Source organism: Fructobacillus tropaeoli, assembly GCF_016860625.1.
In the GTDB taxonomy this organism is placed as follows: Bacteria; Bacillota; Bacilli; order Lactobacillales; family Lactobacillaceae; genus Fructobacillus; species Fructobacillus tropaeoli.
Genome location: NZ_BOJU01000004.1, coordinates 233,102 through 255,451, shown reverse-complemented (window position 1 = coordinate 255,451; position 22,350 = coordinate 233,102). Strand labels below are relative to the sequence as shown.

General features: G+C 44.3%; 22 protein-coding genes. All 22 read right to left on the bottom strand.

Annotated features, from left to right (window positions below):
* Positions 1–53: 53 nt before the first annotated feature.
* The 22 genes from FT12353_RS06885 to FT12353_RS06780 all read right to left on the bottom strand — a co-directional run bounded on the left by FT12353_RS06885 (position 54) and on the right by FT12353_RS06780 (position 22,227).
* The gene (locus tag FT12353_RS06885) at positions 54–617 is read right to left on the bottom strand and encodes a YceD family protein (RefSeq protein WP_059393950.1); all 564 of its coding nucleotides are present in this window, start codon (positions 615–617) and stop codon (positions 54–56) included.
* A gap of 4 nt (positions 618–621) precedes the next feature.
* The gene (locus tag FT12353_RS06880) at positions 622–1,803 is read right to left on the bottom strand and encodes a nucleotidyltransferase (RefSeq protein ID WP_059393951.1); all 1,182 of its coding nucleotides are present in this window, start codon (positions 1,801–1,803) and stop codon (positions 622–624) included.
* Entirely contained in the window at positions 1,800–2,564 is a 765-nt protein-coding gene (locus FT12353_RS06875; RefSeq protein WP_059393952.1) for a class I SAM-dependent methyltransferase, read from the bottom strand. The genes FT12353_RS06880 and FT12353_RS06875 overlap by 4 nt, the downstream gene beginning before the upstream one ends.
* A 78-nt stretch (positions 2,565–2,642) precedes the next feature.
* Entirely contained in the window at positions 2,643–3,017 is a 375-nt protein-coding gene (gene rsfS / locus FT12353_RS06870; RefSeq protein ID WP_047974302.1) for a ribosome silencing factor, read from the bottom strand.
* Positions 3,018–3,029: 12 nt separating this feature from the next.
* Positions 3,030–3,614 carry a bis(5'-nucleosyl)-tetraphosphatase (symmetrical) YqeK gene (yqeK, locus tag FT12353_RS06865; RefSeq protein WP_203619226.1) on the bottom strand — a complete coding sequence of 195 codons (585 nt, stop codon included), beginning with the start codon at positions 3,612–3,614 and terminating at the stop codon, positions 3,030–3,032.
* A gap of 42 nt (positions 3,615–3,656) precedes the next feature.
* Positions 3,657–3,974, bottom strand: coding sequence for a ribosome assembly RNA-binding protein YhbY (gene yhbY, locus FT12353_RS06860; protein ID WP_047974300.1), 318 nt, complete (start codon positions 3,972–3,974; stop codon positions 3,657–3,659).
* Positions 3,974–5,128, bottom strand: coding sequence for a ribosome biogenesis GTPase YqeH (gene yqeH, locus FT12353_RS06855; RefSeq protein ID WP_059394008.1), 1,155 nt, complete (start codon positions 5,126–5,128; stop codon positions 3,974–3,976). Before yqeH ends, yhbY begins: the two co-directional genes overlap by 1 nt.
* 29 nt (positions 5,129–5,157) lie before the next feature.
* Positions 5,158–5,721: a YqeG family HAD IIIA-type phosphatase gene (locus tag FT12353_RS06850; RefSeq protein WP_059393954.1), complete on the bottom strand. Its 564-nt coding sequence runs from the start codon at positions 5,719–5,721 to the stop codon at positions 5,158–5,160.
* Between the two features lie 109 nt (positions 5,722–5,830).
* A complete protein-coding gene (locus tag FT12353_RS06845; RefSeq protein ID WP_083994444.1) occupies positions 5,831–6,487 on the bottom strand; it encodes an aggregation-promoting factor C-terminal-like domain-containing protein in 657 nt (218 codons plus the stop codon).
* A 143-nt stretch (positions 6,488–6,630) separates the two neighbouring features.
* Complete coding sequence (locus FT12353_RS06840) at positions 6,631–7,950, bottom strand: APC family permease (protein WP_059393956.1); 1,320 nt, start codon at positions 7,948–7,950, stop codon at positions 6,631–6,633.
* Between the two features lie 242 nt (positions 7,951–8,192).
* On the bottom strand, positions 8,193–9,347 hold the full coding sequence (locus FT12353_RS06835; protein ID WP_168779089.1) for a PTS sugar transporter subunit IIC: 1,155 nt from the start codon (positions 9,345–9,347) through the stop codon (positions 8,193–8,195).
* 273 nt (positions 9,348–9,620) lie between these two features.
* Complete coding sequence (locus tag FT12353_RS06830; protein ID WP_059393957.1) at positions 9,621–10,616, bottom strand: D-2-hydroxyacid dehydrogenase; 996 nt, start codon at positions 10,614–10,616, stop codon at positions 9,621–9,623.
* Between the two features lie 227 nt (positions 10,617–10,843).
* Positions 10,844–11,839 carry a D-2-hydroxyacid dehydrogenase gene (locus tag FT12353_RS06825; protein ID WP_059393958.1) on the bottom strand — a complete coding sequence of 332 codons (996 nt, stop codon included), beginning with the start codon at positions 11,837–11,839 and terminating at the stop codon, positions 10,844–10,846.
* Between the two features lie 70 nt (positions 11,840–11,909).
* Positions 11,910–12,518 carry an ATP-dependent Clp protease proteolytic subunit gene (locus FT12353_RS06820; protein ID WP_047974296.1) on the bottom strand — a complete coding sequence of 203 codons (609 nt, stop codon included), beginning with the start codon at positions 12,516–12,518 and terminating at the stop codon, positions 11,910–11,912.
* A gap of 83 nt (positions 12,519–12,601) precedes the next feature.
* A complete protein-coding gene (whiA, locus tag FT12353_RS06815) occupies positions 12,602–13,546 on the bottom strand; it encodes a DNA-binding protein WhiA (protein ID WP_059393959.1) in 945 nt (314 codons plus the stop codon).
* A 1-nt stretch (position 13,547) separates the two neighbouring features.
* Entirely contained in the window at positions 13,548–14,513 is a 966-nt protein-coding gene (locus FT12353_RS06810) for a gluconeogenesis factor YvcK family protein (RefSeq protein WP_059393960.1), read from the bottom strand.
* 81 nt (positions 14,514–14,594) lie between these two features.
* A complete protein-coding gene (locus tag FT12353_RS06805) occupies positions 14,595–15,227 on the bottom strand; it encodes a JAB domain-containing protein (RefSeq protein WP_047974293.1) in 633 nt (210 codons plus the stop codon).
* Between the two features lie 68 nt (positions 15,228–15,295).
* Complete coding sequence (locus tag FT12353_RS06800; RefSeq protein ID WP_047974292.1) at positions 15,296–16,696, bottom strand: MFS transporter; 1,401 nt, start codon at positions 16,694–16,696, stop codon at positions 15,296–15,298.
* A complete protein-coding gene (locus FT12353_RS06795; protein WP_059393961.1) occupies positions 16,678–17,886 on the bottom strand; it encodes a bifunctional folylpolyglutamate synthase/dihydrofolate synthase in 1,209 nt (402 codons plus the stop codon). Before FT12353_RS06795 ends, FT12353_RS06800 begins: the two co-directional genes overlap by 19 nt.
* A 126-nt stretch (positions 17,887–18,012) precedes the next feature.
* Positions 18,013–19,563 carry a degradosome RNA helicase CshA gene (gene cshA, locus FT12353_RS06790; protein WP_059393962.1) on the bottom strand — a complete coding sequence of 517 codons (1,551 nt, stop codon included), beginning with the start codon at positions 19,561–19,563 and terminating at the stop codon, positions 18,013–18,015.
* Positions 19,564–19,691: 128 nt separating this feature from the next.
* Positions 19,692–20,870: a serine hydrolase domain-containing protein gene (locus FT12353_RS06785; protein ID WP_059393963.1), complete on the bottom strand. Its 1,179-nt coding sequence runs from the start codon at positions 20,868–20,870 to the stop codon at positions 19,692–19,694.
* Positions 20,863–22,227, bottom strand: coding sequence for a UDP-N-acetylmuramoyl-tripeptide--D-alanyl-D-alanine ligase (locus FT12353_RS06780; protein ID WP_203619225.1), 1,365 nt, complete (start codon positions 22,225–22,227; stop codon positions 20,863–20,865). The genes FT12353_RS06785 and FT12353_RS06780 overlap by 8 nt, the downstream gene beginning before the upstream one ends.
* Positions 22,228–22,350 lie beyond the last annotated feature (123 nt).

Below are 22,350 nucleotides of genomic sequence, written 5' to 3'. Positions count from 1 at the left end.
GAACAAAAATGAATAAGTTCTAATCTTATTCTACCATAAACGTCAAAATTTTCTCATTTTTTAAAGAAATCATCCAGTTTCGACAGGCGGGGATCAAGAGCCTGTTTCTCATCTGTTGCTTCTTCTTTCTTTTCTTGTTCTTGTTTGGCAAAGTCCTCTTCTGAGATAACTTGCCAGTCCTGACCAGTTGGCAGGTCTGCCCCTGCGGCCTCTTCTGTGGTCAAAATTTGACTTGGCAAAACGGCTACCAAATTATCTAAGATAACCGAATCCAAGTCCAGGCTGCTTTCTTCTAAAACAAAAACTGTCTCATCCTCATCAAAACGTTGTAAGCGCTCTTCATCAGCAACATAGGTTTCATGGATATCAACAGCAGTTGACCAATCAACCGGTGCAAGTGACCGTGATGATGGCAGGATTAAATCAGCATGGACACTGGCAGACAAAATGATGTCTTCGTTTGCCAATGTTTTAATGGTCCCCTTAACCTGCACGAATGGCGCCTTAATAATTAAATCAGAAAAACGCTCATCAATCAAATATTGTAGGTCTAATTTTTCATCAATTACTAATGGGCTTTGTTGAAACTTTGCTAATTGTTGTTTGGCATACTTCATAATTTTACTCCTGACCTTGATAAATTGGCTTGCGGCCGACGTCTTGCCCCTGCTTGGCATGGGTTTGACCAGCTAATATCTGCCACATTTGTCCGGCCTTATAATCGAGTCGTAAATTAGCTTTCGCCAAGGACATGTCGACTCTTGAAATAATTGGCAGCGTTACTGTTCGCTTGACTTCACTCAAATAGGCCTGGCCCAAATCATTAAAGCCGAGCAAGCGGATATAAGAATCCGCCATCGCGGCCTGCATTTGATCGACCTTAATGTTCAAAAGTGTGTACAACAACGTTCGTTGAATGCGAGCAAAGGTGTAGCGCTTAGTCTTTACTGATTTAATAAAGGACTGGTAAGACTGTGGTCCTTCAACAGCAGCTGCAACACCCGCCAGTCGGTGTTCCAAACCTTCGGCCATTTGGTACACCTGGCCTAGCTGACCGACCGTATCAGTCAACAGGCGGTAGCGAAGCAACTCAAAGAAGGGCTTTTCAAACGCTAAAGCGGTTGGCTTTGTTGACAGGGCCTCGAAGGCTTGGTCAGAAACGACTGGCTTGATTTTTTCAAACTTGCCCTTGTGAAGAGCAAGTCGAATTGAAGAGGCCGAAGCAATCGTCTGCCCCTCCTCAAAGGTCTGATCATGGTAACTCGCTTCCAAACGGCCAATTGGGTGCAATTGCATTTCCTGACCACTCGCAACCACGGCTTTGGCATAGGAAAATGCCAAAATATCATTTGGATCTTCCATTTTAAAGCCAGTCTGCTCTTCTAGCTGTTGAGCGTAGGCCGAAGCATAGGTCTGAGTCCGGTCAGTAAACTGCCCTTCGCTTTCGATAGTCAAGGCTTGCTTGGCCAAATCCAGAAAGTCAACTTCCGGGTGTTCCGAACCAAAAACCAGGTCTTTAACACCCAGCGCTTGCAAAATTTGAATGGCGCCAGCTGCAAACAAGTGGCCAGGTTGCACCGCATAAAAGACCGGTAATTCAACCACCAAATCGGCACCAGCAGCCAAAGCCAGTTTGGTCCGCTCCCACTTATCCAAAATGGCCGGTTCACCACGCTGGACAAAGTTGCCAGACATCACCACTACTGCTAAATCAGCATTCGTTAGCTCTTTGGCCTTTTGAATATGATAGGCGTGGCCATTATGGAAGGGGTTATATTCTGCAATAATACCGACTGCTTTCATGATACTCCTCCTTTATGAGCCACAAAGAACCAGCGATCATCCTGATCATCAGCTGTTTTACGGCCAAAATCAGCACTGATTTCTACTTGGTCAAAGCCAGCCTTGCGCAAGGCCTTTTGGTAGTAAGCCATATCATAGGTCTGTTCGTGATGAACTTCGCGCACTAGGTTAAAGGCATCGATATCCTCATTGTACAAAAAGAACTTTAAATCATGATCAACGGAATTCTTTTCTTCACCGGGGAAACTAGTCCACATAAAGATTTGGTCCGGATCATCATCATTGTTATAGCAGTAATTGTCATACAAAACATTGACTTGGTAGGGCGTAATGACATCGAATAAGAAGGTCCCACCGGGCTCCAAGTGATCGTAAACCTGCTTAAGGCCCGCTTGAAAATCAGCTTTCCCAGGCAGGTAGTTAAAGGTATCCGCAAAGGAAACAATGGCCGGATACTTTTCTTCCCAATCTGAAAAATCGCGAATATCGGCCTCCAATAAACGTAGGTCAACATTTGCCTCTTCGGCATGCTTTTGCGCCAAGGAGAGCATGGCGGGTGCCATATCTAAGAGATCAACTGTAAAGCCTTTTTTCGCCAATAAAACAGCCAGGCGACCAGCGCCACCACCCAAATCAAGAATTTTACTAGCGGGTAGATGGTCTTCTACATAGTGCTGCCAGTCCACGTACAAATCACCATCGAAGAGATTGTCATAGAGGCTAGCAAAGGTTTGGTATGGTGCATTATTTTCGTCAGTCATCTTTTTCTCACTTAAACAACATTGGCTGGTGGCCAGTCCATCAAAGACCAACCCCCAGCCAGATATCTTACTGATTGATTAATATACTTCTTCTGCGAGGTAATTCGTTAAGTCGACATTTTCAGCATCGAACCAAAGGCGGTCCAGATGGTAGAAATCACGAGACTCTTCATCAAAAACATGGACGATAATATCACCGAGGTCTAATGAAACCCATTCGGCACGGTCGTAGCCCTCAATATTGAGTACCTGTCCCCCGGCCTTTTGGACTTCTTCCTTGACTTCACGGACAATCGCTTGCACCTGGCGGCTAGAACCCGCCGATGCAATCACAAAGTAGTCAGCCAGCAAGGATACCTTTTGCATATCTAAGGCGGTGATGCGATCACCGTGCTTGCTATCAATGGCGGAAACGACTGTTTGCAACAAATCCTTTGAATTGATGGTTGTCATGTAAACTCCTTCTTATTCTGCAAAATGACGAGCCCAGTCATTATAACTGGTGAAGGTCTTGGGATAGATCACGTTACCATTCTCGGCCAAAAACGAGAGGGTGTGCTGTAATTGATAAAACACACCCCGGTCCAAGGACTTATCCGTGATTTCTCGGGCCTCTTTGACACCGGGAAAATCACGACCAGTTTCCAAGTAATCGGCCATGAAAACAATCTTCGCTAAAGTCGGCATCTCAACACCGTCTCCAGTTGTGTGCAACCGAACTGCATCTAGGATGGCTGGGTCATCAATCCCCAGTTCATCTTGAATCATTTCTGTCCCAACAACACCGTGCCAAATAGCTCGGCTCCAGTTTTTCAAATCAGGATCCAAGTGAAAACGGTCAATTGCTGCTAAAAAGTCCTCAGCTGGCCGTTCTTTGGCGTAGTCGTGGACCAAACCGGCCAATGCCGCTTGGTTCTCATCAACACCATTTTCTTGAGCCAACTTACGGGCATAGTCTGAAACGCGTAAGCAATGTTGGAACCGGCCATCTGAAAGCTGGGCCGAAACCTTTTTTTCAACTGCATGCAACTCTTCTTCAAAAGCTGTCATCTGTTCCCCCTCTTCACAAAATTTAGTGGAAAAGTCCTCTGTCTAACGAATCTTTTCCACTTCAACTGAATACTTCACATATTTGGCATCCGTTGCTGGTTCATACAAGACCAAGGTCTTTCCAATTACCTGAGCAACCGTCACCGTTGATTCTTCTTCAATAAAGGCAGCCAAGTCCTTGGCTGACCAGTCACTTCCTTGTTGCAAGTTGACCTTAATCAACTCACGCTTAGCCAACGCCTTTTTGACCTCTGCCAACCATTCCTGGTTAGCTCCGGCTTTCCCAACAGAGAAAATCGGTGTTAACCCGTTCGCCTGTGACCGCAGGTAGCGTTTTTGTTTTCCAGTTAAATTTTGCATTAAATCATTGCCTTTCGTAAGAAGACCCCGACTCCCTTAGGAGCATAGGCCTGGACGTGAATCCCAGCTGGCAGGGTAATAAAGCCCAAACCAGCATAGACCAAGTCCGTCTTTTCGTTAATTTTAAATTCGTATTTAGCGAAGTCAACATTTTCATCAGCTGGTGCTGGTGTCAATAATTGCCCTTTGTGCTTTGCATAGAAATCATCTGCACCCTGACGTTTCGTGCGATGAATCATCAGATTATTTTCAAAGTAAGCCGTAACAGCCGCTTTTGCTCCGTCTGCAGGACCAGTTACCAAATCAAAGCGCGCTAGAGCTCCGAAGAAAAGTGTTTGATCCGGATTTAATTGATAAGTCCGGGATTTAATCTCAGCCTTTGGCAAAACATACTTTAAATCTTTATCAGTCACCCAATGGGCGTACTGATCCTTTTTAATAATCCCGGGTGTATCAATCAAAGATTGGCCATCGTCCAATGGAATCGCAATTTGATCCAAGGTCGTTCCTGGGAAGCGTGAAGTCGTGATTAACTCTTGAACACCTGTTTTTGACTTAATAATTTGATTAATCAAGGTTGATTTACCAACATTGGTTGTTCCAACGACGTAAACGTCACGGCCATCGCGCAGTGTATCAATTTTATCTAAAATTTGATCCAAATTTTTTGGATGGGCAGCAGAAACAAGTTCAATCCCAACGGGGTTAATGCCCTGTTCCTTTAACTGTCCTTGGACCCAATTCTTTAACTTATGTTCCTTTAAGGACTTAGGCAACAAATCCACCTTGTTGGCAAGGACCAAAATTGGATTCTCTTGGCCAACAAAGCGTGGTAGGCCAGGGATTGTTGACCCTGAAAAATCAAACAAATCCAAAACGTAGACAATCAAAGACTTCGTCTTAGAAACCTGGTGAAGCAAATTAGCAAAGTCATCATCCGTTAATTCAACAGGTTGAATTTCGTTATAATGGCGCAAACGGAAGCAACGTTGGCACAGTAACTCTTCGGCCATCAGTTGCTTCTTTAAAGCGGAAAGTGGCAAAAAACCAGCTTCTTCCTTATGATCAATTTGCATTTTAGCGCCACAACCAATGCAGTATAATCCCTCAGCTAAAGCTTCCTGGACTTCTTCATCGGTTGCAATCGTTTGCACTTGTTCTTGCTCAAATTCTTTTTCTGTCATCAATTTTTATCATTTTCCCTAGCAGAAACAGCTTCCTTGAAAGTTGCGTGCCAGATTAGCGGTTGCTTTTGGCTATAAATCAGTTTTTTAGCTAACTTTTCAAGTGACCGGTTGAACCAAGTTTGCCACATGTCTGATTCGACCAATTGCTTGACCAAAACAGATTTAACGCCAGCCAAGTGAGCCGCCCAAACATCGGTTAGCATCTGATCACCAACCATCAACACATCTTCTTTTTGCAAGCCCTGCTTTTTGAGTACCTTCAAAATGCCACGCGGCAACGGCTTCAAGGACCAGGCAACATAGTCAACATCCAAACCAGAAACAGCCTTCTCGACTCGATCCCAGGTGTTATTTGAAACGACGACAACCTCAATCCCGGCTGCTTTAAGTTCTTTTAACCAAGCATGCAATTCAGGTGTCCCATTGGGGTTATTCCAAGCCAGCAACGTATTATCTAAGTCTGTTAATACGGCTTTTACGCCTTGGTCTTTTAACTCCGCCACCGATAAGTTATAGACGGACTCAACCGTATAGGTGGGCTTTAAAAAATTAAGGGGCATATCTGTCTTCCTTTTTTATTTCCTTAGTCCCTATTATACACGATTAGGCCTTTCTTCGAGCAAAAAAGGACCCCTTAACGGGGCCCTTTTGTTTTCCGATTTTTATAGCTTAGTACCAACCATTACTTTGGAAGTGACTAATAGCATTTGCTACAGAACCATAGCGGGCAGCAATATAAGCCTGCATAGCCTGTAATTGAACGGCATAATTACCTTGGTAGTTTTGGCCAGGTACATAAGTTGCATAGGCCGCAGGAGACAATTGTCCGATACCATAGAATTGTCCGTTTTGTGCATTCACGTTTCCGCCTGATTCACGAGAAATCAACCAGTTAATGTCACCAGAGGCTGTTGAAGTTGTTGCAGCTGCTGATGTCGTTGCTGTTGATACGGAAGAAGTTGATGCAGCTGCCGTGCTTGTCGATGAAGCTTGGGCAGCAGTTGAAGTGGCCACAGGCGTAGCTTGCGCTGCCTGAGTTGTCGTTGCAGACAACGAAGTCACTTGGCTTTGACTGTTGGATGTATCGTCAGATGCACTGGCAGTGTCATCATCAGATGAAGCAACAGTCTGGCTAGCTGCAGTATTTTCCAAGCTCTTGAGATTATCAACAGATGAAACGGCAGTAGAAACCTTCTTGGTGTTCACTGAGTCAGTAACCTTGACCGCTTGGTCAGAGGTTGATTTTCCTTTATTAAATTGTGTGTTGGCGGCAGTCAGTGCTAAACCGGCTACGGCCATACTTGTAAGTAAAACTTTATTAAACATCATGGTTATTATTTTCCCCAATCAATATTACGAGAATATTAAAACAGATAACGCTTCCGTAACGTTCGTCAGGAAAATATACAAACACAGGATGTTTTGTATCAGAACTACTCGATTTCGAGAAATTCGCGTTTATCTAAGTGTCATTTCTTTCGATTCAACCACCAGTAAAGTGGCAAACCAGCTAGAACTATGATAACCGAAATTCCGATTCCATGCAAATCGTTAATAATTTCAGAAATCTCAACGTAGAGTGAACCCAAGATAGCCACAATGGGAATAACAGGGTACAACGGCATTGAGAAAGTTCTTTTCAGCCCCTTTGGATCTTGTCGGCGCAACTTAAAGGCACCAATAAAGACCAGGATATAGAACAAGAAAGTCACGAAGATCGCGTAATCCGATAATTGATCAGGGTCCGTCAAGGCCATCATTAAGTAGGCAATGGCAACCATTAACCAAATTGCGGCATTCGGCGTCTTGGACTTGTGGTTGATTTTAGCAAAAGTTTTAGCAAAAGGAAAGTCTCCTTTTTTAGCCATCACATACAAAATCCGTGGAAACGAGACAACCTTGCCGTTTAACGTACCGATTAATGAAACCAAAACAGCGACCGAAAGAACACGGCCACCCCAGTAACCAAAGGCATTTGTGGCCATCTTCAATGTGGTGTTTTCCCCCAAAGCAACAATTTCATTAGCAGTTAATGAACGATAGGCCCCGTAAGAAATACCCATATAGGCGACAATCACAATCAAGATTCCGGTAATGATTGCCTTTGGCAAGACTTTTTGTGGGTTTCTGATTTCACCAGAGATGTTTGCTAATGTCACCCAGCCATCATAGGCAAAAAGCGTAGCCAAAACAGCGACTCCAAAACCACCAGCACTTGAGTGCGACATCGTCGTCACCATCTGACCTAAGGCATCGTGCTTTCCAAAGAAAAGGCCGAAAATAATCAAAGCGATAATCGGCAACATCTTAATCACAGTTGTTAAGACCTGGAACCCAGCGGAAAAATGATTTGGAATCGAATTTAATAAACCAACCAGAGCGAGGGCCACCATACCGGCAGGCAACGACCACACACTCTTTAAACCAAACAGAGAAACAAATAAAACACCAAAGTAAGCAGAGATTGCCCCCATCATCGCTGGGCCGTAAAAAATCACCTGCATCCAACCAGCCAAATAACCGGTTGTTTTACCGTATAGATGAGTTAAGTAAGAATAGATGCCACCCGTTTCGGCCATTTGTGAGCCAACTTCGGCTACCGTCATGCCGGCGGTCAAGGTCAGGATTCCTCCCGCCAACCAGGCCCAAAGGGCAGTATTCGTGTCACCTGCGGTTTGCAGGACGGATCCCTGCTTAAAGAAAATCCCAGAACCGATGATGGTTCCGATCACTAATGCTAACGATGACCAGAGGCCAAATCCTCTGTTCAACTTTTCTTCTTCTGCCATGAGTGGCCCTCCAATTTAGATGAAAATTCAACATTTCTATTCTAGCATATCTTCGGACATTCTGACTATATTTTCTCATAATCAATTTAATATAATAAAAAAGCCGAACATTGTCAGCTTTTTATGTGATTTTATTTCTTTATATTTGCCGAAAGATTGAAAAAAGATACCATAATATTCTAACTAAGGTCTTCTCAAAAGGCAAGAAAAAAAGGACCTTGCGGTCCAATTTCATATTTATTTTAAAGTTCTTGTTTCAAGTCTTCTGGTTCGAAAAGGTGCAAAACTTTGACGAAAATAAATTGAGTCAACAAACCTACCACGACAGGAATAACTACCCAGGCTAATAGTGCAACAACTGGTGAGATAAAGTTATTCATGACTGAACTTGGTACGGCAGCATCCTTAATCATTGATTGCAATGGTGAAACCAAACCAATATAACCGAAACCGGCCGTTGTTGGCGTTCCTTGGATGTCAAAGAGTGCCACTGCGATACTTGATAATGCACCCGCAAACATGAAGGACAAAATCATCACAGGCTTCTTAAAGATTGAAGGCATCATTCCCTTCATCGCTCCTAAGAAGATGGCAACCGTTGTTCCCTTCTTATTGACCTTCCATGAGTTCAAAAGCAAGATAATTGTTGTTGCAACAACACCCATGGCTGCTGCACCGGAAGCCATTCCGTGCAAGTTAATGGCCAAGGCAATTCCAACTGTTGAAATTGGTGTGATAATGATGACGGCAAAAGCCATTCCAATCAAGATAGCCATTGGTAATGGGGCTAATTTCGTGAAAACTTCCACCATATCCCCAATCCAAGTTGTAATCCGAGCGACATAAGGTGCAATTACCTTACCAAACAAACCAACGCCACCAGCAACGATAATTGGTGACAAGATAATCGCCACTGAGCCAAAACCGGCCAGATAACGGTCAACCAGCCAGATAGCCAAAACAGCTAGACCAGCTACCAACATCGCATTGATCACATCACCAGCGCCGTTAGCAACAAAGAGACGCGTTGGAACAGCCAATGTCTTACCAGAAACGGGTTGTACCGTACCAGCCTTAACCATTGCCCATTGAATTGAGTTTGAAGCAGCAACTGTTGCCAGTGCTACAACGCCCGTGTCAAGAGCCTTCATCTTGAAGTTCATCGCCACGGCCATTCCGATTAGGAATGGAATCATTGATGTAAAAAGTGTCAAAATTGCTGAGTAATCAGCCCCAAGGGTTGTTTTACCCAGACCTGAGAATTGAATGATGTACTTCATCACGGCTGATGGTAGCACACCGATTAAGATTCCTTGGGCGGACCCGGAAAGAACCTTAAAGAAGAAGTCCTTCACGCCCAATGGCGTTTTACCGGAAAATTGTTCTGCTGTTGTCATATTTTTCCTCCGCTTCACGTCTTATAATTGTGAAGTTTTTATATTGCATAAAATAGTATAACAGGTCTTTTTGAAATTGTGAAGTCCATTACAGGAATTTTTGTGCCCATTGCCCCAATTTAATAGACTTTCACTTGTTTATAATCATTATTATTTCACTTATAAATCGCAAAAATATAACGTGAAATTCATAACTATATCATCAAAGTTCGGATTTTACAGAATTTTGTGCACAAAAAAAGCTCAAACTATTCCTAATTTGAGCTAAAATTCTTAATATTCTAAAGCGTTATCTGGTGTTTGACCATTCGCAAAAGCTAGTGCAGCACTCATTGATTGGTAAACCATCTCATGGATTGCCTTTGTTGTGTAAAAAGCAACGTGCGGCGTGATTAAGACGTTATCACGAGCAATCAAGTCGGCCAATTTTTCATCAGGCAACTTTTCATGCGACCAATCATGTTCAAAGATACCAACTTCGCCCTCGTAAACATCCAAGGCTAAATCAGAAATCTTACCAGAATCCAAAGCAGCAATCGCAGCATCCGTATCGATTAGGTTACCCCGTGATGTATTGACAATCACAACGCCATCCTTCATCTTAGCAAGACTTTCTTCATTAACTAAGTGAACGTTTTCAGGAACACCTGGCACATGCAATGAAATGGCATCGGCTTGAGCAAAGAGCTCATCCAAGGTGTCAACGTACAATCCTTCTTCTTGCAACTCCTTGTTTGGGAACTTATCATAGGCAATGACTTTAGCACCGAAGCCCTTCAAGATGTTAATGGCCTTACGACCAATGTTACCAGTACCGATAACACCAACAGTTTGCATCCGGACTTCACGACCAATTGTTGGCGCCCAGCGCAAATCATGCTTAGCAACCTTTGCATCCATTGGCTTCGTGCGGCGAAGCAAACGAGACAATTGAATCATCGCATGTTCGGCGATGGCATTTGGTGAATAAACAGGAACGTTTGAAAGATTAAAGCCTAAACGCTTAGCAGCTTCAAAATCAATTGTTTCCGTTCCGACATTACGTAGGGATAGGTTCTTGATGCCTAAATCAGCCAAACCTTCTAAGACATCTGCCCCATAAGGGTCGAGCTGCAAAGTGACAACAGAATTAGCTCCCTTAGCCAGGGCAACTGTATCAGCGGTCAACACTTCGTTCGTGTAATCAACCTCAACAGTGGGGTTTTCTTCTTGCCAGCTTTTCAAAGCTGGTACTTCGTCATCACGAATTCCATAAGCAAAAACTTTCATTTCGACCTCCATTAATCGAGTTATTTATCGCTAAAAGTATAATACGCTCTTTTAAGTAAAAGGTCAACTAAATTGCCCAATTATAAAAATCTAATTTAGCTCCTATAAACCCCTTGATAATCGCTCTTCAAACTAAAAAAGGAATCTCAGCGCTAATTTTTTAATCGACTGAAATGGCAAACAAATAAAAAAGCTAGGAACAATTATTCCTAGCTTTTTAAAATCAATTAAAACTTAACAGCGATGGCTGGTGTTTCGCCCTTAGCAAAAGCAACAGCGGCATCAAATGATTGGTGAACCATTTCGTCAACGGCCTTAGTAGTATAGAAGGCGATATGTGGCGTAACCAAGACATTGTCGCGAGCAATCAAGTCCGCAATCTTTGGATCAGGGAATTCCTTACCTGACCAGTCTTCGTTGAACAAGCCAACTTCTTCTTCATAAACATCCATGGCAAAGTCGGAAATCTTACCTGAGTTCAAACCATCGATAACATCATCGATGTCCATCAAGTTTCCACGAGAAACGTTAACCAAGACAACGCCGTCCTTCATCTTAGCGATGCTGTCCTTGTTAATCAAATGATGGTTTTCAGGAACACCAGGAACGTACAATGAAATGGCATCAGCTTGTGCATACAAGTCATCCAATGAATCAACGTACAATCCTTCTTCTTGCAATTCCTTGTTTGGGAACTTGTCGTAAGCAATAACCTTAGCGCCGAAGCCCTTCAAGATATTGATTGCCTTACGACCGATGTTACCAGTACCGATAACACCAACAGTTTGCATACGCATTTCACGACCGATAGTTGGTGCCCAACGCAAGTCATGCTTAGCAACCTTAGCGTCCATTGGCTTCGTACGACGAAGCAAACGAGACAATTGAATCATCGAATGTTCTGCAATGGCGTTTGGTGAATAAACTGGGACGTTTGAAACGTTGAAGCCCAATTCCTTGGCAGCATCGAAATCAATGTTGTCAGTTCCAACGTTACGCAAAGACAAGTTTGTTACCCCAACTTCAGCCAAGGCAGTCAAAGATTCCTTTGTGTAGTCCAATTGTTGGTAAACAACAGCTGAATCTGACCCCTTAGCCAATTGAGCAGTTTCGGGCGTCAACAATTCTTGCGTGTAACCAACCGTTACATCTGGGTTCTTCTTTTCCCAATCTTCCAAAGCTGGCTTTTCATCATCACGAATTCCGTAAGCAAAAATTTTCATTTTCGTCCTCCAAATTAACTTTCTAACAATATTATACACTAAAATTAGTCAAAAAATCTGGTTAAATTACTTATTTTTTCAAAGTAATTGGCTTTTCGCCAGCCTTTTCCATGATACCATCAATCAAACCGTATTCTAAGGTTTCTTCGGCAGACATCCAGAAGTCACGTTCTGTATCGTGTGCAATTTCATCCAAGCTCTTACCAGAACCATCGGCTAAAATCTTGTTCAACTTGTTACGCGTCTTAGTCAACTGGTCGGCAATAATGGCCATATCAGTTTGCTGTGTACCACCGGCTGCCCCACCCATTGGTTGGTGGATTAGGTATTCGGCGTTTGGCAACATAAAGCGGTGCCCCTTTTCACCAGAGGCGGCAATGATGGTTCCCATGGAAGCAGCCAATCCCATGACAATCGTTGTCACGGGGGCCTTGATGAAGTTCATCGTGTCTGTAATCGACAAACCAGCGGTCACAGAACCACCTGGTGAGTTAATATACATTGCAATTTCTTTTTCAGGATCTTGGGCTTCCAAGAAGAGTAGCTGGGCAACAATCGATGTTGCCATGCTATCCTCAACCTCACCTTGAACCAAAATAATTCGGTCCTTTAGTAAACGGGAAGGCAAGTCATAGGATTCACGCCCATTAGCGGTTTGTTCAATTACTCCTGGCCACATAGCAATACTCCTTTGTAGTGTTCTTAGAATATAATTGTAACGCACTTTATCAAGAAACTAAAATAAAGGCGAATGATTTCAAATTAAATGTTGTCCAAATCAAAGTCACCACCAGATTGAATTAAATCAGCTAATTTCGCTAATTTACGCATGCGGTGGTTTGCTCCTGATTTGGAAATCTCCAAAATATCGCCGATTTCAGCCAAGGAACCATCAGGATGGTCGAGTCGAGCTCTGGCAAAATCAGCTAACTTAGCTGGTAACTCATCAAGGTCACCAATTTCTTTTTGGATGGTCAAAATGGCTTGGACTTGGCTATTGGCTGCAACAGCCGTGCGCTGCATGTTGGCGACATCGGCGTTATTCATCCGATTGACCGAGTTCCGGGTATCGCGAGCAATTCGGATATCGGCAAAATGAAGCATGGTTTGTACAGCACCAATTAGTTTTAGAAAATCAACAATTTTCTCAGCTCGCTTCATATAAACAATGTAACCAGAATGCCGGGGAGTCACCTTGACCTGCAGGTCAAAGTTTGTCATCAATGCCACCAGTTGCTCAGCTAACTCCTCATGACCAGTGTAGATTTCCAAATGGTAATTGGCCTTCTCCGGTGAGTTTACCGAACCAGCGGCCAAAAAAGCTCCTCGCAAAAAGGCTTGCTGCTTTTTTTGGCTGTTCAATAACCAAGCCGGTACTTCCTGGTCAATTCCCAATGGATCAACGCCCAGCTCTTTTAAAATTTGCTCAACCTGACTTTGTAAAACAACTAAAAGCTTTTTACGGTCAGATAAAGCGGCCCGCTGATTAACCTGAACTTCCACCACTGCTGTTGGATAAATCTGCTTAATCAAAGTATAAATACGACGAGCAATAGCCGGATTTTCAGTTTGAACCCGGACTTCCTGCTCAATCCCCCAACTCGAAGCGCCATTCATTTGTAAAAGCGCAGCCAATTCTGATTTGGCAGCATCGTCTGAAACCGTTCGCCCGGTTAATTCTTTTTTTACTTCTGCTGCGTACGACATCTTACTCCTCTGTCAGTGAAACTAACACATCGGCAACCTTGTCGCCATCATGAAAGGCCCCGGCATCACGCAGGGCCAAGAAGTCTTTAGAAATACTCTTAGCCCCAGCTTGTCTGATTTTTTCTGGGTCTTGAACCACTTGTTTGGAAATTTCGCCCCACTTTTGGTAGTCAACGAAATCTGCTGGTACCTCTTGATCATTCGTTAAAACATAATCAATCAAGTTTTGCCCTAAATGGCGATTTAGGACCGCTAAGTGTTCGGCATCAGTATAGGAATCCGTTTCCCCTTTTTGGGTCATAATGTTGGCAATGTAAACCTGCTTAGCCTTCGTTTCTTGCAAGGCCTCTTTAATACCTGGCACCACAACATTCGGTAAAATCGATGTAAAGAGTGATCCCGGTCCAAAGACAATTAAATCAGCATCCAAAATAGCTGCAATGGCTTCCGGACTGGCGACAATTTCTTCACCTTCGTCATTTGGCTCTACCCAAACATGGTCCAAAGACTGGTGAGCAGCCGTAATGGCTGCCTCGCCCTCCAAAAATTGACCACTTTTCGTTTTGGCATGTAAAATCAGTGGCTGTTTCGCTACAGGAAAGACATGGCCCTTAATTTTTAAATAATGGGCTAAACGGGCAATCGCTTCCGAAATATCACCGGTCATTTCCGTTAAAGCCGCAATCAGTAAATTACCAACTGCATGTTTAGCCAAAAAAGCATCATTCGTTTTAAAGCGGTACTGGAAAAGGTCTAATAGTTCCTGGTCCCCTTCAGACATGGCTACTAAGATATTGCGAATATCCCCAGGTGGAATAATGTTCACGTAGTCACGCAATAAACCAGAAGAGCCACCATCATCAGCAACCGTTACGATTGCCGTCAAATCGACATCGTGTTGGATTAATGGGCGAATGATGACGGGTAATCCCGATCCCCCACCAATCATCACAATTTTTGCAGTCATCTTTCGATCCTCTCTCGTGCTATTACTAACAATATTTTACCATTTTTACTGGTTTACCATGAGAGCGAAAGAAAGAAATTTCTAAACAAAATCAGTGGCTTCATCAATTTCACCACCCAGTAATTGGCCATTTTCTTGCATCGACCAATAGCCATCCTTGGTCACGATAAAGGCATCAAGGAGTGGCAAGTTTAGGTCCTGCCCCAAACAGTATAGTCGTTTGGTAAACTGTTTGTCTTGAACCGAAGGTCGTAAGTTTCCTGACGGATGGTTATGAGCAATGATGATGGCATAGGCATTGGCCAACAAGGCTCGTTGGAAGATCTCACGCGGTGAAGCAGCCACTTCGGTTAAGGTGCCAACAAAGACGACTTCCCAACCAATCACGTCTAATTGCGTATTTAAGAGGGCCAAAAACAGTTGTTCCTGCTTTAACGGTCCTAATTTTTCCTTTGCAAAAGCGCCAACCATGTTGGAATGCCGGGCAGAAAGTAAGATTGGTCGACGTTCGGATGCAAAGGTTACTCCTAAGTGCATCGCAATCAACAAGGCCCGGTTCGGTCCCGGATTTTCAGCGATAAAATCAGCCTTTGTCTCATAATCGAGTTCCCAAAAAAGATATTTTTCGGGAAAATACAGCTGAAAAATTTCACTATTCTTTTGGCCATCCTCGCCAATCGCCTCGTAAAAATTAAAAACCTGATTTTTCATCATATTGCAATTCTCCTTCATGCAATCAGACGAAAAAATCAGGTTAAAATCATCAAAAAAGAAAAGAGTCTTTAGTCCTTAATGACCATTGGACCATCACCAGCATCTTTCATGACCTTCAACGACAAGTAAACAGCCAAGGCAATCAGAATCACATCAAAGCGATAAGTCCACTGAATACCATTCAAAGTTGCAGCAGACAAATTCGTTGCACCCTTTTGGAAAATAGAAATAATCGAGGCAGCCAAGGCGATTCCAACAGCGGCTGAATAATTATTAACTGCTGAAAAAATCGAGTTACCAGCACTATGAAAGACTCGGTCTAGGTGTGAAATGGCATTGGTCATATTGTTTCCAAACCAAAAACCACCACCCAACTGGGTAATCACAAAGGCAATCGTCATCGACCAGACGGTAAATGGTACCAAGACAATCCAGACCATGCCAAGAACAATGAATCCTAGACCAATCGCATTAGGCAACTTAGGGCCAAAGCGGTCATACAAGTTTCCAGAGATGATGGACATGATTGCAAAACCAATGGCACCAGGGAAAAGTGACAAACCAGCAACGCTTGAACTCTGCTTCAAAACCAGCTGCAACCCCATTGGGATTGCATAGTTAAAGGTCAAGTTAACGACCTGAATTAAGACGGCCGCTAGGACCGCCTGGCGAAACATTGGCAGTGCAAACATCTTTGGTGAAAGCAGTGGTTCCTCTTCTTTTTGAGCATAGAAATAGTACCCGAAGATTCCAACCAACATCACTGCTAAAGCCGTTAAGCTCAAAATGTTAAACAGACCGTGACCAGACAAACGATCGACCGTGATTAAGCCACCAACAAAGAAGCAAGACAACAATAACCAGCCAATCAAATCAAAGCGGGCTTTCTTAAGCGGATCAATTTGCTGAATGGTGAACCAACCAACGATTAGGGCAAAGAGCTGGATTGGCAAAACCACCCAGAAAATCATGTGCCAACCATAATAAGCCGTTAAGAAGCCACCAAAGGCTGGGCCCAAGGCCGGCGAAAAAGAAACAATTAAGGAAGCTAAACCAATCATCGTTCCCCGGCGATTGTCGGGAACCTGTTCAAAAACGACGTTGTTCATGAGGGGCAAGCCAACGCCGGCTCCAACACCTTGCAGGAGGCGGCCAAAAAGGATGAGACCAAATTGGTTAGAAGTGGCATCGATGAAAATTCCAATCAATGACACTACCCCGGCCACCATAAACTGAGACCGGTTACTAAAGCGGGCCTTCAACCAAGGCGACATAATGACAATCATCGACGTCAATAAGATGACCCCGGAGGTCAACCACTGAACCGTCGCTGAATCAACATGCAATTGCTTCATCAAGGCTGGAAAGGAAACGTTTAAAGCCGTCTCCAACATAATATCCGTAAAGCCAAGTAAGGCAATTGCCAAAATACTCAAAATGAGCCGAGGGCTTAAGACTTTTTCTGGCATAATTCTCTCCTAACATCACTAATAAAGTACAAAGACCCTGTAATCACAACGGTTTTCTCCTGATTTTCACTGAGGGCCTGGTCCAATGAATCGTACCAAATCAGGTCCTGATTTGCTAAGTCCACCTGGTCTTTTTGTAGGCCAGGGCGGCCGGCAACACCCTCAAATGGCACCAAGGCCAACGTAATCTGCGGGTCTTTTTCAAGTTCCAAGAAAGCTAAATCAACATTTTTATCGGCCAAAGAGCCAATAATAACTGTCACGGGGCCAGCCAAATTTTCCTTAATTGACCGGTGCAGGGCCTGAATACCAGCCTGGTTATGAGCACCATCTAAGTAAATCTTTGGCTGAATTTGTTCAAAGCGCCCGGCCAAAAAGGCCTGGTCCAAGCCGGCCTGAATCACCTCATCTTGCAAATTGGGACGCCAAGTTTTCAGTGCTAACACCGCAGTCGCCGTGTTATCAGCCTGAAAACTACCGGACAATGCCGAATGGAAGGAACCAACCTGCGCCACCAGTACCGGACTGCCCACCTCTTTGGCCTGGGCCTCAATCACCTCTTTGGCCTCAGCTGTGACACCTGGCCCAATCACCGTCTTTGAACCCGGCTTGATAATGCCGGCTTTTTGACCAGCGATCGCTGCAACGGTGTCACCTAGCATTGCCTGATGGTCTAAAGCCACAGTCGTCACCACGGCAACCTTGGTCGTCTTTAAAATATTGGTAGAATCAAAGCGACCACCAATCCCTACCTCGATCACAGCCAAATCAAGGTCTTGGTCAGCAAAGTACAAAAACATAATGGCCGTCACCACTTCAAATTCGGTTGGCGTCAGTTGGCCAGAAGATGCCTGCTCCACCCGGTCGGTTGCTTCCTTCACCTTATTGGTATACAAAATCAGGTCAGCCGGTGTGATTAATTCCCCATTGATTTGAAAACGTTCTCGAAAGTCGGTCATAAATGGTGACGTAAAGGTCCCAACACGCAGGCCGACTTCTTTAGCGACCGCCGTCACCATAGTCGCAACGGACCCCTTCCCGTTCGTACCAGTAATGTGAATGGTTTCTGCCAGACGGTCTTCGGGATGACCCAAAACCGTCATCAAGGCGTCTAAACGGGTGAAGCTATCTTTTTTGCCAGCCTTTGGCCGACCGTGAATATAGGCCAAGGCCTCTTCAATTCTCTTCACTAACGGTTCTCCCAACTATAGTTCTAATACTCATTATAACGAGATAGGGACAAAAAAACCGCCTGATTACAGACGGTTTTACACTTTTTTAAGCGACAAATCCGCTCAATTTGTAGTGTATCTAATTTAGTCTTTTTCGCGGACGGTAAAGTCACGGCGACGACGGTTGCCACCACCTTGGTGTCCACCACGGTTATCGCGATTTTCAGAATGTGAACGGTTACCACCACGGTAGCCGCCACCATTACCATTACGACGACCGCCGCCATTACCTCGGTAGCCACCACCGTTACCATTTGAACGACGATTGCCACCACGATAGCCACCACGACGTGATGATGAACCACCCTTGCGACGAGGCAAAGGACGTTCGCGTGACAAAACAACTGGTGCGTTTTGCTTATCCAAGCCAGCCACGGCAGCCAACAAACCGGCGGCCAATTGTTCGGCTGTGAATTGTGACGTCATTTGGTTAACTTGGTCTTGCAATTCAGCTGGGTTCAAGCCCTTAATAGTTGCGGCTGCGGTATCAATGGCACCATTAATCCGACCAATCCGAGCTTCCTTCAAAGTTGCTGGTTGCAATGGCGTCATGCGCTTCTTCGTCAATTCTTCAACGGCACGCAAGTAATCCATTTCGTTTGGTGCAACTAGGGTTACTGAAACACCTTCAGCACCGGCACGACCAGTACGACCGATACGGTGAACATATGATTCTGGATCTTGTGGAATATCGAAGTTATAAACGTGACTCACGTCCTTAACATCCAAACCACGGGCCGCAACATCGGTTGCAACCAAAAGATTGATTTCATGGGCCTTAAATTGGTCCAAGACACGTGAACGCATTTGTTGCGTCAAATCACCGTGCAAACCAGCGGCACGGTAACCACGAGCTTCCAAACCACGAGCCAATTCTTCAACTCGACGCTTTGTCCGACCAAAGACAATGCCCAAGAATGGTTCTTGGATATCGATTGTTCGAGTCAAGGCATCAAACTTTTCTTCGTGACGAACGCGAATGAAGTATTGGTCAACCAAATCAGTCGTCAATTGCTTGGCCTTGATTTGGATGTATTCAGGATCCGTCATAAACTTCATCCCGATTCGCTTGATAGCTTCAGGCATTGTTGCAGAGAACAACAGTGTCTGACGGTGGTCAGGCACCTGAGCGATGATGGCTTCAATGTCATCCAAGAAGCCCATGTTTAACATTTCATCGGCTTCATCCAAAACCAATGTCTTAACACCGCCAAGCTTGGCAGTCTTACGGTTAATATGGTCTAACAAACGACCAGGAGTTCCAACTAAAATTTGTGGGTGTGACTTCAAGCCCTTAATTTGTGGGCGGATATCGGCACCACCGAAGACAACTTGGACGTTAACTGATTTGTCAGAACCAAGCTTCTTCAATTCTTCGGCAGTTTGGATTGCTAATTCTCGTGTAGGTGAGATGATAACGGCTTGGATGTTTTGGTCATTCAAGTCGATGTTTTCCAAGATTGGCAGACCAAAAGCGGCTGTCTTACCAGTTCCTGTTTGGGCCTGGCCGATAACATCCTTACCTGCTAAGGTCAAAGGAATTGTCTTTTCTTGAATGGGGGTTGCTTCAACGTAGCCGTGGGCTTCGATTGACTGCAAAATGGCTTGTGACAAGCCGAGTTCATTAAACTTCAAAATTATCTCCTTTTTGCGCACTGGTTCAGCGCGCCCTGACTCATCACTGAGTCGTTTCCATCATAACGTGCCACCAGCACGTCAAAAATACGCCAAGCAGTTTATAGTCTAGCTGGGCTGACTAGTGTTTAGGAAGGAAACTTCGTTCCCGTTAGCTTCTCGTATAGGTCATGTGAGAGGCCCTCAAAACTGTGGCCATGGTAGTACTGATTTGCCAATAGAATCACAGCATCTTGGCTGTTCTTGCCCAAAACAACGGATGGCTCAAAACCGTTAAAAATCCCATGAGAGGTATAAACGTTGCCATAACGATAAAGACCAGAGACATAGTGGGCCGGCAAGTGCTGAACCAAGAGGTCCATTGGGTTCTGAAAGAAATCACCATGGAAGAAGAGCCAATAGGCTCGGTAAAGCATACCAGCTGACATCGCGAGGTTTCCTGTTCCGGTTTCTCGCTCATTTTCAACCTTGGTGACACCAGTTGGGCTAGTAGTATCTTTTTGATAACCCAAGGCAGCCTGATTATCCTCTGCAAACTGTGCATAATCGTCAATACCGAGCTTGTACTGCTTGTTATAGTAGTCTTTAACCATTTTGTCAAAGGACTGACCCGAAATCTTCATTAAAATACCAGCCAATAACCGGTAATTAACTGGCTGATAAGACCAACCAGCCCCAGAACCAATGGCCGCTCCGGTATTCTCCGTATTATCAGCCGAGAATTGAGCGTTATCTTGATCAGACGTAAAAGTCGTTGGTTGCAACTTTTGCTGCAACGAAGAGGTCATCGTCAACAAATCTCGAATCGAAATCTGATCAGCATTAGCAATGTTTGGATAAAACTGGCTGAGATGGTCGTCATAGGAAAGCTTCTTTTCAGAAACTGCCTGACCGACTAAAACAGCTGTCAAAAATTTAGCAGAAGACGCAATATGATAAACCGTTTGGGCATTATTGTGCACCTGCTTACTATAATTAGCAAAGCCATAACCCTGGTTCAAAATGATTTTGCCATCCTTGATGACTAGGGCTGTTCCGGTGAAATTTTCACTCTTTAATTTTTGATCAATTTCTTCAGCGGTCTGATTTTGCGGACTAAGGTCCTTTTTTAAATTTTTGACATTATCAGCCGAAAATATTTTTTGTTCAGTCAAAATCGCTTGTGGACTAGCTTTGGTTAACTTTGCTAAGCCAATTGCTCCCCCAATAAAAAGAATAATCAAGGTAATCGTTGACAAAGCCAGCCAATGGTCCCTAAACCATAGTGATTTTACTTTTTCTGGGAAAAGATCGACCCGTTTAAGCATGGATACCTCCCTGCTTGCCTTGATTAGCGACCAAATGGTCCACCACCTTCTCCAAATGGATGCCATGACTGGCCTTCAAGAAGATACAGTCATTTGAATCAAGGTCTTTTGTCAAATCAGTCATGAGTGCTTCTAACTGGTCAGTTTGATATAAGTGAACCTGATCAGATGGCAACGTTTCTTTCAAAACTGTTCCTAGGTTTTCCACCATCAAAGGACCGACTAGGTAAACCGCCTTTGGTTGTGACTGCAAAACAGCTTCCTTTAAGCCAGCGTGAAGAGCCGGTGCTGCTTCACCAAGTTCAAGCATATCACCGAGAACTAAGACCAAATTTTCAGTATGATCCTTTGCCAACGCCGCCAAAACTTCCTTGGTCGCCGTTGGGTTGGCGTTATAAACATCCGAAATGACCATTGCCCCATTAGCTGCCGTCAGCAACTGGGTGCGGTTTTTCGTTAACGCAAAATTTTTCAAGGCTGAAGCAATCGTTTGGAGGTCCAAATCGAAAGCTTGGCCAACACGAATTGCCGCCAAGGCATTCCTAACATTATAACGGCCCAGGAGCGGAATTGCAAATTCTTGACCCTGATCGCTAAATTTTGTTTCCTGCAGCGTTTCAACACAGTCCTTTGGTTCCGGTCCAAAACTAACCGTATTGGCTGGCAAACCTTCTGCATCCTGCAAGAGTGGTTCATCTTTTGGAATCAACAATTCCCCACCTGGCTTCAGACCAGCAATAATTTCCAACTTGGCTCTGGCAATGTTGGCTCGTGTCTTAAAGAATTCAAGATGGGCCTCACCAATCATGGTAATAACGGCCAAATCATTTTGAGCCAGCGTCGACAAAGCCGTCAGCTGACCCGGACGGTCCATGCCCATCTCCAAGACCAAGACCTCAGTTGTCTCTGGCATCGTCAAAATAGTCACCGGCAAACCAATTTCGTTATTAAAATTGGCTGGTGTCTTGAAAGTCTGATACTTCGTGGCCAAAATCGCGGCAACCATATCCTTAGTTGTCGTTTTGCCATTCGAACCAGTAATGGCAACGACCTTTGGCTGAATCGTTTGCAGGTGAAATTTCGCTAATTCCTGCAAGCCTACCAAAGTATCGTCAACAACCACCGCTGGTACAGCCCCATCGATGACATGTTGTGTCTGTGCTAGAACACCGGTGGCACCGTTTTTGAGTGCCTGATCAATATAATCATGACCATCTTGGTCACCAACTAAGGCGACAAACAGGTCACCGGCTTTCACCTGGCGAGAATCGAAGGCGACACCCGTCACAGTCTGTTCGGCTGGTCCTTGCAGACTTCCTTTAGTTGCTTGTGCAATTGTTTGTAACGAAAGGTTCATAGCAATTGATTTCCTTATTTAGTAAAAATTTAGGTGGCACTTGATCCTGTTGCTTTTTAAAAGACCAGCAGCTGATTTCAATGGTGCTTAATTTTAATGTCTTATAAACGACTAGCATCTGAT